This window comes from Caballeronia sp. S22 (genome assembly GCF_964261745.1).
Lineage (GTDB): Bacteria > Pseudomonadota > Gammaproteobacteria > Burkholderiales > Burkholderiaceae > Caballeronia > Caballeronia jiangsuensis.
Map to the genome: position 1 here is coordinate 517151 of NZ_OZ180035.1, position 14547 is coordinate 531697.

Annotated in this window: 15 protein-coding genes; 3 read left to right on the plus strand and 12 right to left on the minus strand. The window is 62.8% G+C overall.

Annotated elements, in window-relative coordinates; translation table 11 throughout:
• Nucleotides 1-141 precede the first annotated feature (141 nt).
• A complete protein-coding gene (locus tag ACEN42_RS02515; RefSeq protein WP_371880552.1) occupies nt 142-738 on the plus strand; it encodes an FMN-dependent NADH-azoreductase in 597 nt (198 codons plus the stop codon).
• Nucleotides 739-786: 48 nt separating this feature from the next.
• Here the strand turns inward: ACEN42_RS02515 and ACEN42_RS02520 are convergent, their stop codons facing one another.
• From ACEN42_RS02520 to rpe, 8 genes are all read right to left on the minus strand, one after another.
• Nucleotides 787-1566 carry a uracil-DNA glycosylase gene (locus tag ACEN42_RS02520; RefSeq protein WP_371880553.1) on the minus strand — a complete coding sequence of 260 codons (780 nt, stop codon included), beginning with the start codon at nt 1564-1566 and terminating at the stop codon, nt 787-789.
• The gene (locus tag ACEN42_RS02525; RefSeq protein ID WP_371880554.1) at nt 1563-2210 is read right to left on the minus strand and encodes a CYTH domain-containing protein; all 648 of its coding nucleotides are present in this window, start codon (nt 2208-2210) and stop codon (nt 1563-1565) included. Before ACEN42_RS02525 ends, ACEN42_RS02520 begins: the two co-directional genes overlap by 4 nt.
• A gap of 19 nt (nt 2211-2229) precedes the next feature.
• Nucleotides 2230-3015 (minus strand): indole-3-glycerol phosphate synthase TrpC, encoded by a 786-nt coding sequence (gene trpC, locus ACEN42_RS02530; protein ID WP_187609513.1) that lies wholly within the window; start codon nt 3013-3015, stop codon nt 2230-2232.
• 11 nt (nt 3016-3026) lie between these two features.
• Complete coding sequence (trpD, locus tag ACEN42_RS02535; RefSeq protein ID WP_187609514.1) at nt 3027-4061, minus strand: anthranilate phosphoribosyltransferase; 1035 nt, start codon at nt 4059-4061, stop codon at nt 3027-3029.
• Nucleotides 4062-4065: 4 nt separating this feature from the next.
• Nucleotides 4066-4650, minus strand: a complete 585-nt coding sequence (locus ACEN42_RS02540) for an aminodeoxychorismate/anthranilate synthase component II (RefSeq protein ID WP_035510930.1) — start codon at nt 4648-4650, stop codon at nt 4066-4068.
• A 12-nt stretch (nt 4651-4662) separates the two neighbouring features.
• Complete coding sequence (trpE, locus tag ACEN42_RS02545) at nt 4663-6159, minus strand: anthranilate synthase component I (RefSeq protein WP_187609516.1); 1497 nt, start codon at nt 6157-6159, stop codon at nt 4663-4665.
• A 371-nt stretch (nt 6160-6530) separates the two neighbouring features.
• Nucleotides 6531-7271 carry a phosphoglycolate phosphatase gene (locus ACEN42_RS02550; RefSeq protein WP_371880555.1) on the minus strand — a complete coding sequence of 247 codons (741 nt, stop codon included), beginning with the start codon at nt 7269-7271 and terminating at the stop codon, nt 6531-6533.
• The gene (rpe, locus tag ACEN42_RS02555) at nt 7268-7963 is read right to left on the minus strand and encodes a ribulose-phosphate 3-epimerase (protein WP_187609518.1); all 696 of its coding nucleotides are present in this window, start codon (nt 7961-7963) and stop codon (nt 7268-7270) included. The genes ACEN42_RS02550 and rpe overlap by 4 nt, the downstream gene beginning before the upstream one ends.
• A 218-nt stretch (nt 7964-8181) precedes the next feature.
• On the opposite strand from rpe, the gene apaG reads away from it, so the two are divergent.
• Complete coding sequence (gene apaG / locus ACEN42_RS02560) at nt 8182-8556, plus strand: Co2+/Mg2+ efflux protein ApaG (RefSeq protein WP_035510926.1); 375 nt, start codon at nt 8182-8184, stop codon at nt 8554-8556.
• A 94-nt stretch (nt 8557-8650) separates the two neighbouring features.
• Complete coding sequence (locus tag ACEN42_RS02565) at nt 8651-9892, plus strand: murein transglycosylase A (RefSeq protein ID WP_371880556.1); 1242 nt, start codon at nt 8651-8653, stop codon at nt 9890-9892.
• A 64-nt stretch (nt 9893-9956) separates the two neighbouring features.
• Here the strand turns inward: ACEN42_RS02565 and paaK are convergent, their stop codons facing one another.
• The 4 genes from paaK to paaN all read right to left on the minus strand — a co-directional run bounded on the left by paaK (nt 9957) and on the right by paaN (nt 14437).
• On the minus strand, nt 9957-11261 hold the full coding sequence (gene paaK / locus ACEN42_RS02570; protein WP_371880557.1) for a phenylacetate--CoA ligase PaaK: 1305 nt from the start codon (nt 11259-11261) through the stop codon (nt 9957-9959).
• Nucleotides 11262-11330: 69 nt separating this feature from the next.
• On the minus strand, nt 11331-11717 hold the full coding sequence (gene paaI / locus ACEN42_RS02575) for a hydroxyphenylacetyl-CoA thioesterase PaaI (RefSeq protein ID WP_371881052.1): 387 nt from the start codon (nt 11715-11717) through the stop codon (nt 11331-11333).
• Between the two features lie 64 nt (nt 11718-11781).
• A complete protein-coding gene (gene paaG / locus ACEN42_RS02580; protein WP_371880558.1) occupies nt 11782-12573 on the minus strand; it encodes a 2-(1,2-epoxy-1,2-dihydrophenyl)acetyl-CoA isomerase PaaG in 792 nt (263 codons plus the stop codon).
• 154 nt (nt 12574-12727) lie between these two features.
• Nucleotides 12728-14437, minus strand: coding sequence for a phenylacetic acid degradation protein PaaN (paaN, locus tag ACEN42_RS02585; RefSeq protein ID WP_371880559.1), 1710 nt, complete (start codon nt 14435-14437; stop codon nt 12728-12730).
• Nucleotides 14438-14547: the final 110 nt, after the last annotated feature.

The following is a 14547-nucleotide window of genomic DNA, read 5'->3' on the forward strand; positions in this document are numbered from 1 at the left end:
GTAAAGTGTGGCGGATTGTTCTACCGATGCAACAATCCGTCATGACTGGATGGCTTTTTCTCGGGCGTCGAAAAACGAAGAATGCTTCCTAAGCCGGGTGCCGACGGTGCCCGAAACCCGATCAAGGAACAGGAAGCCATCATGACGACGATTCTGCAAATCAACTCCGCCGCCCGTTCGCAAGGTGCTCAATCGACGCTGCTCGCCGACGAACTGACCGCGAAGCTGCAACAAAGCAACCCGGGCGCAAAGTTGGTCGTGCGCAATCTGCTAGGCGACAGCCTGCCGCACCTCGACGACGCCACGCTTGGCGCGTTCTTCACGCCCGCCGATCAGCGCAGCGCGGAACAAACCGCGATCAATGCGAAGAGCGAAGCGCTGATCGCCGAGCTGCAAGCGGCGGATATCGTCGTGATCGCAGCGCCGCTGTACAACTTCGGCATTTCGTCGCAACTGAAGACGTATTTCGACTGGATCGCGCGTGCCGGCATCACGTTCACCTATACCGCGAACGGTCCGGAAGGCCTCGTGAAGGGCAAGAAGGTGTACGTGGTCTCGGCGCGTGGCGGCAAGTACGCGGGCACGCCGAACGATTCGCAGACGCCGTTCCTCACGACGTTCCTCGGTTTCCTCGGCATGACCGACGTGAGCTTCATCTACGCCGAAGGCCTGAACATGGGGCCGGAAGCGGCTGGCGCGGCGCTCGCGTCGGCGCGTGAGGCGATTGCTGCTGTTTAAGCGTCTCCGCTTCGATAAAAAACCCCGCTGATGCGGGGTTTTTGGTTTTCAGGCGAGCAATTCCGGCTCGGCGGGTAATCGCCAGTCGATCGCTTCGCGGCCGTGCTTCGTCAGGTATTCGTTCGCGAGCGCGAAATGCCCGCAGCCGAAAAATCCGCGATACGCCGACAGCGGCGAAGGATGCGCCGACTCCAGCACGCAATGCGCTTTCCCCGTGCCTTCGATCAAACCGCGCTTCGCCTGCGCGTGCGCGCCCCAAAGCATGAACACGAGCCCGTCGTGACGCTGCGCCATTTCGTGGATCAGCGTATCGGTGCATTGCTCCCAGCCGCGTTTCGCATGACTGCCGGCCTTATCGCGCTCGACGGTCAGCGACGTGTTGAGCAACAGCACGCCTTGCTTCGCCCATGAATCGAGACAGCCGTGCGTGGGCGCGGGAAGACCGAGACTCGCGTGAATCTCCTTGAAGATGTTGCGCAACGACGGCGGCGGACGCACCGGCGCGGGCACCGAGAATGCCAGGCCGTGCGCTTGCGGCGCGCCCTTGTCCTCGCCGTGATACGGGTCTTGCCCGAGAATCACGACCTTCACGTCGCCGGGACTCGTGAGACGCAGCGCGCGGAAGACATCGGCGGGATAAACCGTCTTGCCGGCGGCGCGCTCGGCATCGACGAATGCGCACAACGCCGCGTAATGCTTGCCGTCGATGAAAGGCTTCAGATGGCGGCGCCAGTCGGCGGGCAGCGCCTCGAACTGACTTTCGAGCGTCGTGAAAGCCGATGCTGCCGCGGATTCGTTATCCGCGAAGAGGGAAGGCTGTCGGCTCATGCTCGGGCGTTGCGGGCTTTTTCGGGCTCGCGCAGGAGATATCCGCGCTGGGCCTTGCTGAGATCCTCGGGGACGATCTCGGGAAACGCGCCGCGCAATTCCGCGGCGAGCATCGAAAGCGCGCTTTCTTCGCCGGATTTCAGTTCCAGTTCCAGCTCGCTGATGTCCGCGCGACGCGTCTCGCCGTCCACTTCGGCGGTGATCTGGCCGAGATCCAGCGCGACTTCGATCTGCGAACCCTCGCGCTCGATGTCCCACACGATGCGCCTGAAGTCGGTCTTGAAAAGCGCGATCAGATCGGGCGCGGCGCGTTCCAGCGCCTGGCGTGCGGCGTCGTTGTCGCAGGCGGCGATCAGCGCGTCGATTTCGAGCGCTTCGCCTTTCACGGGCAGTTCCCACTCGTGACGGTTGCTCAAACCCGCGACCGATTTGCCGAGCGTCTTGAACGTCTGCAGCCATTGCTCCGGCGTGCGGCGCAGGCGCAGCGCGGACTTCGCCTTCGCGAGCGCGCAGTCCGGCGTATCGAAATAGACGTTGGCAAGCTCGATCGGCTTGCCCGCGCCGGTGCGTTCGTCGAAGAAGCGCGCGACGTCATCGTGTTGCGACGGCGCGAGCGCGAGTTTGAGTTCCCGTTCGATGCCCATGCGGTTCCTGTCGATGAAATCAGAAGAACATGCGCGCGAGTTCCGCGCCGGGGTCGTCGGCGCGCATGAACGCTTCGCCGACGAGGAACGTATGCACACGCATCGCGCGCAACCGTTCGACATCGAGGCGCGACAGAATGCCTGATTCCGTCACGACGATGCGGTCATCCGGCACCGATTCCAGCATGCCGATGGTCGTGTCGATCGTCGTCTCGAACGTGCGCAGATTGCGGTTGTTGATGCCGATGAGCGGCGTCTTCAGCGTGAGCGCGTCACGCAGTTCGTCGGCGTCGTGCACTTCGACCAGCACCGCGAGCCCGAGCGAATGCGCGTAGGCTTCGAGATCCTGCATATGCGAGAGTTCGAGCGCGGCGGCGATCAGCAGGATACAGTCCGCGCCCATCGCGCGCGCTTCCATGATCTGATACGGATCGACGATGAAGTCCTTGCGCAGCACCGGCAGGCTGCACGCGGCGCGCGCTTCCTGCAGATACGCGACGCTGCCCTTGAAGAACTGCACGTCGGTGAGCACGGAAAGGCACGCGGCGCCGCCTTGCTCGTAAGAGCGCGCGATGTCGGCGGGCACGAAGTTCTCGCGCAGCACGCCTTTCGACGGACTCGCTTTCTTGACTTCGGCAATGACCGCCGCCTGATTCGCCGCATGCTTCGCCCGCAACGCGCCGACGAAATCGCGCAGGTCGCGCGAACTGGCTTCGAGCTTCAGCTCTTCGAGCGGCGCGCTCTGTTCGGCGGCGCGAATTTCCTCGCGCTTGACCGCGATGATGCGTTCCAGAATGTCACTCATATTGGCTTCCGTTATTTCTTCGCGAACTGCTGCGTGAACTTCGCGAGCGTTTCGATTTTCTCGCGCGCCGCGCCGCTTTCGATCGCTTCGCGCGCGGCCGCCATGCCGACGGCGATCGAATCGACGATATCCGCAGCATAGAGCGCCGTGCCGGCATTCAATGTGACGATCTCGCGCGCGACGCCCGCCTTGTTGTTCAGCGCGCCGAGCAGCATGGCCTTCGATTCCTGCGCGTCCTGCACTTTCAACGAGCGATTCGACACCATCTGCAGGCCGAAATCCTCCGGATGAATCTCGTACTCGGTCACTTCACCGTTCTTCAGTTCGCCGACTTTCGTCGCGGCGCCGAGCGACACTTCGTCCATGCCGTCCTTGCCGTACACCACCAGCACGTGTTTCGCGCCGAGACGCTGCATCACGCGCACCTGAATGCCGACAAGATCTTCGTGAAACACGCCCTGAAGCTGGTTCGGCGCGCCGGCCGGATTCGTCAGCGGGCCGAGAATATTGAAAATGGTCCGCACGCCGAGTTCGCGGCGCACGGGCGCGATGTTCTTCATCGCCGGATGATGGTTCGGCGCGAACATGAAGCCCATGCCGGTTTCGGCAATCGACGCGGCCACTTGTTCCGGTGTCAGATCGATGTTCACGCCGAGCGCTTCGAGCACGTCCGCGCTGCCCGATTTGCTCGACACGCCGCGGTTGCCGTGCTTCGCGACCTTCGCGCCCGCCGCGGCGGCCACGAACATCGACGCGGTGGAGATGTTGAACGTGTGCGAGCCGTCGCCGCCCGTGCCGACGATATCGACGAAATTCGAGTTGTCCTCGACTTCGACGTGATTCGCGAACTCGCGCATCACGGTCGCGGCGGCGGCGATCTCGCCGATGGTTTCCTTCTTCACGCGCAAGCCGGTGATGATCGCGGCCGCCATGACGGGCGACATCTCGCCGCGCATGATCTGGCGCATGAGGTGCAGCATCTCGTCGTGAAAGATCTCGCGATGCTCGATCGTGCGTTGCAGCGCTTCCTGTGCGGTGATGGTCATATGCTTAGGCCCGCTTCCCGGACGAAGAGTGCTTCACGAAGTTTTCCAGCAGCGCGTGGCCGTGCTCGGAAAGAATCGATTCCGGATGGAACTGCACGCCTTCCACTTCGAGTTCCCTGTGGCGCACGCCCATGATTTCGCCGTCCGGCGTCCATGCGGACACTTCCAGACAGTCGGGCAAAGACTCGCGCTCGATTGCCAGCGAGTGATAGCGCGTCACGTTGAAGTGTTTGGGCAGGTCGGCGAACACTCCTTTACAGTCTGTCTCGATCTGGCTCACCTTGCCGTGCATGATGGTCTGCGCGCGCACGACGCGCCCGCCGAACGCCTCGCCGATCGCCTGATGGCCGAGGCATACGCCGAGAATCGGCAGCTTGCCGGAGAATTCGCGCAGCACGTCGAGCGTGATGCCCGCATGTTGCGGATTGCTCGGCCCCGGCGAAAGGCAGATGCGCTCCGGGTTGAGCTTCGCGATTTCATCGAGCGTGATTTCGTCGTTCCGATACGTGTGCACGTCCTCGCCGAGTTCGCCGAAGTACTGGACCAGGTTGTAGGTGAAGGAATCGTAGTTGTCGATCATCAGCAGCATGGTCTTGTCTCCTCAGAAGTCGCTGTCGAGGCCGTCTTGCACTTGCTCGGCTGCGCGCAGCACGGCGCGCGCCTTGTTCTCCGTTTCCTGCCATTCGGATTCGGGCACCGAATCGGCGACGACGCCCGCTGCCGCCTGAACGTAGAGATTGCCCTTGTGGATCAGGCCGGTACGAATCGCGATCGCGAGATCCATTTCCCCGCTGAACGACAGATAACCGACTGCGCCGCCGTACAGACCGCGCTTGACCGGCTCCAGTTCGTCGATGAGTTCCATCGCGCGGACCTTCGGCGCGCCGGACAGCGTGCCGGCGGGGAAGGTCGCGCGCAGCACGTCGTAGTTGTTCATGCCGTCTTTGAGCTTGCCTTCGACCGAACTCACGATGTGCTGCACGTGCGAATACTTCTCGATGATCATCTTGTCCGTCACGGAAACCGAGCCCGTCTGCGCAATGCGGCCGACGTCATTGCGCGCGAGGTCGATCAGCATCACGTGTTCGGCGACTTCCTTCGGATCGTTCAGCAGTTCGGTGGCGAGTTCGGCATCGCGCTCGGGCGTGTTGCCCCGCGGACGCGTGCCTGCGAGCGGACGAATCGTCACGATGCGATCGTCCGCGCGTTTTTCCTGACGCACCAGAATTTCCGGCGACGCGCCGACCACGTGCATTTCGCCGCCGAAGTTGTAGTAGTACATGTACGGCGACGGATTCAGCGAACGCAGCGCGCGATACAGCGAAAGCGGGTTGTCGCGGAACGGCTTGATGAGGCGCTGGCCAACCTGCACCTGCATCAGTTCGCCGGCCGCGATGTATTCCTTCGCGCGGCGCACGGCGTTCAGATAGTCGTCCTTCTTGAACTCGCGGAAGGTTTCAGTGCGCACGCTCGCGGACGTCACCGGCGGTTGAACCGTCGTACGCAGACGCGCGCGCAGTTCGCGCAGACGATGCTTCGCCTTGGCATACGCTTCGGGCCGGGTCGGGTCCGCGTAGACGATCAGATAGAGCTTGCCCGCGAGGTTGTCGATGACCGCGACTTCTTCGGTCAGCAGCAGTTGAATGTCGGGCAGGTTGAGATCGTCGGGCGGCGCGGTGTGCGCGAGCTTCTTCTCGATGTAGCGCACCGCGTCATAACCGAAGTAGCCGGCGAGACCGCCGCAGAAACGCGGCAGGCCCGGACGCGTCGCGACTTTGAAGCGCTTCTGATATTGCTCGATGAACGCGAGCGGATCGCCTTCATCCGTCTCGACGACGTTGCCGTCCGTGACGACTTGCGTCTTGCCGTTCTGCACGCTCACGGTCGTGCGGGCCGGCAGCCCGATGAACGAGTAGCGCCCGAAGCGCTCGCCGCCCACGACGGATTCCAGCAGGAACGAGTTCGCGCCGTTGCGCTCGGTCTGCGCGAGCTTGAGGTAGAGCGAGAGCGGCGTTTCGAGGTCGGCGAGGGCTTCGGCGATGAGCGGAATGCGGTTGTAGCCTTCGTTCGCCAGCGATTGGAATTCGAGTTCGGTCATGTTGCGATCCTTGAGCGACGCGCGCTTTCAGGGTGGCGCGGCATCGGGGAGTGCAGGGCGCTGCGGTCGGTCGAATCCCGTGATGATCGCATACGGCGACCCCGCCGCTTCGAATTGTCGAAGCGGAAAAGGCGACTCGCGCAGCACGACACCAGACGTGCCTGAGCGAGGCTCGATATACGACGAATCAACGGGACGGCGCGGGAATGCGCAGCGAAACAAAAAACGGATGCTGAAGCGGATGAAGCGAATCGCGACATGGCTTCAGCGAACCTCGAGCGAGGTTAGCGCGACCAGCGACGCCAGGGCCAGGCTCCCCGGTCGATGCTGCTCAGACTCCGTTTTCTGTTGAGAAACATGAATGGATGGACTTATTCAGTGAGTGTGGCATCTGGCGGCGCCAAGGTGGCAGCAATCGCCAGTGCTGCGGTGCGCAGCGAGGAAACTATACCATCGGATTTCACCGATTGCACAGGTTTCCCGTGGTTGTAGCCGTACGGAACGGTAAGGGTTGCGAGGCCGGCGGCACGGCCTGCGAGCGCATCGTTCTCCGAATCGCCGACCGCTACGGTTTCGCGCGGCAGTACGTCCAGGCGTTCGCATGCGGTGAGCATCGGCAGCGGATCGGGCTTCTTCGCGGGCAGCGAATCGCCGCCGAGAATCACCTTGAAGAAATCCGCGATGCCGAAGTGCGCGAGCAACTCCACCGCGAACCGATGCGGCTTGTTGGTCACGCACGCGAGCACGATACCGCTTTCGCGCATCGCTTCGAGGCCTTCCTTCACTTCCGGGAAGAGCGCCGAATGCTTGCCGTTGACCTTGGCGTATTCGCTTTGATAGATCGCGAGCGCGTCATCGAATTGCGTGACCGCTTGCGACGGCGACAGGCGCACCGCGAGCACGCTGCGAATCAGATTCTCCGAGCCCTTGCCGACGTAGCCCGTGACTTCATCGCGCGTGACCGGCTGTTCGACGCCGATGCGCGCGAGCATCGCGTTCAACGCGGCGACGAAATCGTCCGCTGTGTCGACCATCGTGCCGTCGAGGTCGATGATGGCCGCCCGGATCGGGCGGTTCACGAAAGGCGACTGCGCCGCCGCGATTTCACTCATGCCTTCGCTCCCGATTCGACCTTGGCCAGTTCCGCGCGCATCGCGTCGATGACCTGCTTGTAGTCGGGTTTGCCGAAAATGGCGGAGCCCGCGACGAACGAATCGGCGCCCGCCGTGGCGATTTCCGCGATGTTGTCGATCTTCACGCCGCCATCGACTTCCAGATGGATCTCGCGGCCGGTGCGATCGCGATACGCATTGATGCGCGCACGCGCCTCGCGCACCTTGTTGAGCGCCTCGGGAATGAACGATTGCCCGCCGAATCCCGGATTCACCGACATGATCAGCACGAGATCGACCTTGTCCATCACGTGATCGAGGTAATTGAGCGGCGTCGCGGGATTGAACACGAGGCCCGCCTTGCAGCCGTGATCGCGGATCAGCGACAGCGTGCGGTCGATGTGATCCGAACCTTCCGGGTGAAAACTGATCACATTGGCGCCGGCTTTCGCGAAATCGGGCACGATGCGGTCGACCGGGCGCACCATCAGATGCACGTCGATGGGCACGTCCACGTGTGGCCGGATGGCTTCGCACACCAGCGGACCGATCGTCAGATTCGGCACATAGTGGTTGTCCATGACGTCGAAGTGGATCCAGTCGGCGCCGGCGGCGACGACGTTGCGGACTTCCTCGCCAAGGCGGGAGAAGTCGGCGGAAAGGATGCTGGGAGCGATGTGGAATTGCGCCATGGACGTATGCGGGTAGCGGCCTAAAGCGGTGATTTTAACCCGCGTTTTCGTTCAAGTCCCTCGTCCGAATGGCCAACGGATGGGCTCGGGCGCCAATCGTGTTGCGGGCGCCGCTCGCATCAAGCAGAATGCCAGACCAATGGCGGCGCGTCCGCGCGCTTTTATCCGCGCTTTCGTCCGGCGACGCAGCGAGCAGTTGAACTGGAATTGGAGCGACGATGAGCCAGTACGAATTCAGCGTTTCCGTGGAGACGCGGTATTTGCCCGAGCAGTCCGACCCGGATAGCCGGCAGTACGCATTCGCCTACACGCTGACGATCCGCAACACCGGCCAGGTCGCGGCGCAATTGATTTCGCGACACTGGATCATCACCGACAGCAACGATCACGTGCAGGAAGTGAAGGGGCTCGGCGTCGTCGGACATCAGCCGCTTCTGCCTCCGGGCGAGCAGTTCGAGTACACGAGCTGGGCAGTGATCGCGACGCCGGTCGGCACGATGCGCGGCGAGTATTTCTGCGTGGCCGAAGATGGCGAGCGTTTCGAGGCGCCTGTAGCGGAATTTGCATTGCATATGCCGCGCACGCTCCATTGAGAAACCGGCGGCACGCGGCGCGTATCAGCGCCGTTTCGCCGGATCGTTCGAGCGATTCTGGTTCTTCTTCTTGCCCGAAGCCGTCCACACGACGATGAAGATCAGCAAGGCGAGCGCCACGAGCGACTCGAGCGCAAAAATAAGCATTGGATATTCGTCGAACAGATCAGACATGGCGGTTCCCATCAAGAACGAGCATTGTATGCGTTTCGTGCGGCCGACCGCGCGAGCAGCGGCCTGGGCCGCATCGATTGCAACCGCTGTCCTGCTCGCCTCGTGCGGCGGCGGAAACTACGTGAAGCCGGGTCCGGGCACGGCGACCGGCACGCCGACCGTCCCCGGACAGCGCGCCGCATCGCGGCTCACCGCAGTGAGCTGGCAGCAGGTGCCGGGCTGGCAGGACGATTCGCTGATCGGCGCGACAGCCGCGCTTCGTCAGAATTGCAGCCGGCTCTCGCGGCAGGCCAACTGGCAGAAGGCGTGCTCGGCGGCGCTTCGGCTCGACGACCTCGATATGTCGGCGGCGCGCAGGTTCTTCGAAACCTATTTCACGCCCTTCCAGCTTGCCAACACCGACGGCACGCTCGATGGTCTCGTGACCGGCTATTACGAGCCGCTGCTGCGCGGCTCGCGCACGCGTCACGGACCGTATCAGTACCCGCTGTATCGCTGGCCGTATCGCTACAAGCCCGGTTCCGCGTTGCCTGCTCGCGCGCAACTCGAACGTTCGGGTGTATTGAACGGCAACGAACTGGTGTGGGTCGACGATCCGATCGAAGTGTTCTTTCTGCAGGTGCAGGGTTCCGGACGCGTCACGATGGAAGACGGCAGCGTAATGCGCGTCGGCTTCGGCGGCACGAACAATCAGCCGTACCGATCGATCGGCAAGGAATTGCTCGATCGCGGCGAGCTCACGCCCGCACAGGCGACGATGCAAGGCATCAAGGCCTGGGCGAAAGCGAACCCGGCGCGTGTCGACGCGCTGCTGGACGTGAATCCGCGCTTCGTGTTCTTCCGCGAAATGCCCGCGAACGAAACGATGCCCGCGAGTCTGGGCGATGGACCCGTCGGCGCGCTCGGCGTGCCCTTGACGCCGGAACGCTCGATCGCGGTCGATCCCTCCGCCATCCCGCTCGGCACGCCCGTCTTTCTTCAGACGACGCGTCCGCTCAGCAATCAGCCGATGAACCGTCTCGTGTTCGCGCAGGACACCGGCACGGCAATCAAGGGCGGCGTGCGCGCGGATTACTTCTGGGGTCTCGGCGACGATGCCGGCGATCTCGCCGGACGCATGAAGCAGGGCGGCAGGATGTGGCTGCTATTGCCGAACTCCTGATTCCCGCGTCCCTTTCGGGCGATAAAAAAGCTCGCGGCTCTTATGGCTCGCGAGCTTTTTTGCGTCATGACGTCATGTTGCGGCGATCGATCACGCGCCGCGCCTTTCCAACCGAACGTTCGATGCCGTTCACCCCGAGCACGTTTACCACGGCACTCACGCCGATCAGCGCCTTGATGTCGTAGGCAAGCGCGGCCCTCGCGCTGTCGAGCGCCACGGCATCCGGCGCCGATTCCGGACAAGGCTCCACGTTCAGCGTGAAAACATCGAGCGGGCCTTCCTTGGTGAGCACGATCTGATAGTGCGGCGCGAGCACCGGACGCTTGAGCAACAACTCTTCGATCTGCGTCGGGAAGACGTTCACGCCGCGCACGATCATCATGTCGTCAGAACGACCGGTGATTTTCTCCATGCGACGCATCGTGCGAGCGGTGCCGGGCAAGAGGCGCGTCAGATCGCGCGTGCGATAGCGGATGATCGGCAGCGCTTCTTTCGTGAGCGAGGTGAACACGAGCTCACCGAATTCGCCATCGGGCAGCACTTCGCCGGTTTCCGGATCGATGATTTCGGGATAAAAGTGATCTTCCCAGATTGTCGGACCGTCCTTGGTCTCAGCACATTCGGACGCCACGCCCGGCCCCATCACTTCCGAGAGCCCGTAAATGTCGACGGCGTCGATGCCCATGCGCGTCTCGATCGCGCGACGCATGTCGTTCGTCCACGGCTCCGCGCCGAAGATGCCGATGCGCAGCGAGCAAGTCGCCGGCTCGATGCCCTGGCGTTCGAGTTCATCGGCGATCGAGAGCATGTAGCTCGGCGTGACCATGATGATGTCAGGACGGAAGTCCTGAATCAGTTGCACCTGCTTTTCGGTCTGGCCGCCGCCGAACGGGATCACCGTGAGGCCCGCGCGCTCCGCACCGTAATGCGCGCCGAGACCGCCCGTGAAGAGTCCATAACCGTAGCTCACGTGAACCTTGTCGCCACGTCGCGCGCCGGCCGCGCGAATCGAGCGTGCGACGAGGTTCGCCCAGTTGTCGAGATCCTGCGCCGTATAGCCCACGACTGTCGGCTTGCCCGTCGTGCCGGAGGACGCGTGAATGCGCGAAACACGCTCCTGAGGCACGGCGAACATGCCGAACGGATAGTTGTCGCGCAGATCCTTCTTGGTCGTGAAGGGGAATCGCGCGAGGTCCGAAAGCGAAGTGACATCATCCGGATGCACGCCGGCTTCGTCGAACTTGCGCCGATAGACCGGCGAATTTTCGTAGGCGTGTTTGAGCGACCATTTGAGGCGCTCGAGTTGCAGCGCCGCGAGTTCGTCGCGGCTCGCCTTCTCGATGGGATCGAGCGGCAGCGGTGTGGTCATTGCTGTCTCCTTGATGCTGACTGTGCGGCGCGGCTTTTCATGCCACGTCCGTTATATGGACGAGTCCCGTCACGCGGGGATCACGGTGCCTTTGATCTGCGCCGACTTGCCGCGAAACATCGCGACCGCTTCGCCTTCCCGATTCGTGACGCGGATATCGTATATTCCGGTGCGGCCGCTCAAGGTCTGCTCGATTGCCTCGGCAGTCAACCGATCGCCGCCACGCACGGGACGTAGAAACTCGATCGAGCAACCTGCGGCGACCGTGCTGATGTTGTACGAATTGCACGCGAAGGCGAACGCGGAGTCCGCCAGCGTGAACATCAGGCCGCCGTGGCAAATCGCATGACCGTTGAGAAAATCGGAGCGCACGTCCATTTGCAGTCGCGCATAGCCTGGCCGCACTTCGATCAGCTCGATGCCGAGTGCGCGCGTGCATGCGTCCGCTTCGTACATGGCGTTGGCCGTGGCTTCCGCGAGTTGTTGTGGCGTCACAGGTGTCTCCAGGTTGATTCGATTCTCACAGGCCTTCGAAGCGCGGCGCGCGTTTCTCCTTGAACGCGGCGACACCCTCGATGTAGTCGGGCGAAGCACCCAGCTCGCGCTGCAGGTCGCGTTCGAGATCGAGTTGCTGGTCGAAAGTCTTGTTCGCGCTCGCGCGGATCGCCTGTTTGATTGCGACGACCGCACGCGCTGGCTGTTGCGCGAGTTGCGCGGCCAGATGCGCTGCCGCTTGTTGCAACTCGGCGTCTTCGACGACGCGCCACACGATGCCCCAGGCCTCTGCTTTTTCCGCGCTGAGCTTTTCGCCGGTCAGTGCGAGACCGAGCGCGCGAGCTTCGCCTACGCGGCGCGTCAGGAGCCATGTTCCGCCCGAATCCGGCACGAGGCCGATCTTCACGAATGCCTGAATGAAGCTCGCCGATCGCGCAGCGACGACGAGGTCGCACGCCATCGCGAGATTCGCGCCCGCGCCCGCGGCCGTGCCGTTCACAGCTGCGATGACAGGCAGCGGCATGGCTTGCAGTCTTCGCACCAGCGGATTGAAGTACTCGTCGATCAGATCGCCGAGATCCGACATCGAACCGGGCGTGAAATCCAGATCCGCGAGATCCTGGCCCGCGCAAAATCCGCGGCCGGCGCCGGTAATGACCAGCGCGCGCGCGTTGCCCGCCTCGATTTCAGTGAGCGCTTGATTCAGTTCGCGATGCATCTCGCGCGTGAAACTGTTCAGCTTGTCGGGTCGATTGAGCGTCAACGTCGCGACGCGCGTTTCGACATCGACGTGGAACAACACGGACTTCTCTGTCATTGCTTCTCCTCTGTCGCCGAATCTGGCCGCGGCGGCTGTGCTGACCGGTTTCCTTACATGCCGATACTAGCCGCGCGGCCCGCTGCTTTCCATTAGGCCGAATGGCATAAGCCGTTTGCACGGCGATTCGGCCTTTACGCGTCGGTAATTTGGCTTATGCCGTCTGGCCGACTTCCGCTTGCGCGGCCTTCGGGGCAACATGAACTCGGCTCTGCACCACGCGGAAGCGGTTGGCGACGAAAGCGGCGTCGGAGAGCGCGGCGTTGGCTGCCGGATTCGCGCCCGTTCCGTGGAAGTCCGAGAACGCAGCCGTCTGATTGACGAACACGCCGCCCGTGAGGTTGATCGAGAGCGCGACGCCGCCTTCGATGGCTGCTTCATGCGCGGCTTCGATCACCTTGTCATCCGTGCTGTAGACCGACAACGTCAGCGCGCCGTGCGTGCGCGCGATCGAGCCGGCGAGTTCGAGCGACTGCGCGGTCGAGTCGGTGGCGACGATGAACGAGATCGGACCGAACCATTCCTTGGTGAACTTGGCTTCGTCCGTGCGCGCGTCGAGCTTGAGCACGAGCGGGGTGTGCACGCGCGCGTCGGGAAACGCCGGGTGCGCGAGTGATTGGCTGTCGAGCAGAATGTCGCCGAGTTTGCGCGCTTCGGCGACGCGCTCCACGACGCCTTCGTTCTGGATTGCGCCCATGAATTCGACCGCGCGTGCCGGATCGGATACCAGTTTTTCGACGGCGCTCGCAAGTGCTTTCGCGACGTCATCGAAGCTCAGTTGGCCGTCGGCAGTACGGATGCCATCGCGAGGAACATAGATGTTCTGCGGCGCTGTGCACATCTGACCGGAATAGAGGGCGAGCGAGAAGGCGATGTTGCGGGCGGCGGCCTTCATGTCGTCCACGGAGTCGATGACGATCTGATTCACGCCCGCCTTCTCGGTGTACACGTGCGCCTGATGCGCGTTGCGTTCGAGCCAGGTGCCGTTTTGCGTGCTGCCCGTGAAATCGATCAGCTTGATTTCGGGACGCACGGCGAGTTCCTGAACCAGGGCGCCGTCGTTGGGTTCGGTGGCGAACAGGGTGACGACGTTCGGATCGAATCCCGCCTCGCGAAGCACTTCACGCGCGATTCGCACGGTGATTGCGAGCGGCAGGATCGCGCCGGGGTGTGGCTTGACAATGACGGTGTTGCCAGTCGCGAGATCGGCGAACATGCCGGGATAGCCGTTCCAGGTCGGGAAGGTGCAGCAGCCGAGCACGAGCCCCGTGCCGCGCGGAACGATGGAGAAGCGCTTTTGCATCGCGAGCGGCGGATTCTTGCCTTGCGGCTTTTCCCAATGCGCTTCGGAAGGAATGCGGCGCAGCTGGTCCCACGCGTAGACGACGGCTTCGAGCGCGCGGTCTTGCGCGTGCGGGCCGCCAGCCTGGAAAGCCATCATGAACGCCTGGCCGGTCGTGTGCATCACGCTATAGGCAATTTCGAAGCTGGCGCGGTTCAGACGCGACAGGATTTCGAGGCTCACGCCGACCCACGCCTGCGGGCCAGCGGCGCGCCATTTCGCTTGCGCGTCGGCCGCGGCGCGAATGAGCGTGTCAGGGTCGGCTTTTTGATAGCTGATGTCGAGCGAAAGGCCGAACGGCGAGCGCTCTTTGCCGATTGTCTCGCCAGTCGAAGGCTGATCGAGTTCGAAGGTTTTGCCGAAGTGGGCTTTGAACGCGGCCTCTCCATCGGCGTTGGCCGTTTCCCCGTACACTTTGGGGCTTGGCATTTCGGCAAACGGGCTCCAGTAGCCGCGCGTTTCGATGGCTGCGAGCGCTTTGTCGAGCGTCGCTTCGTGCTTCGTGAATAGCGGATGTGTCATGGTCGCGAGAAGAGAACGAGGGGAAGTTGCCGGGCCGAATAATTAACCGACCGGTTGGTTGGTAATGGTAGCATTATCGAGATGATGTGACGACGTCTTTTCATTAGGGC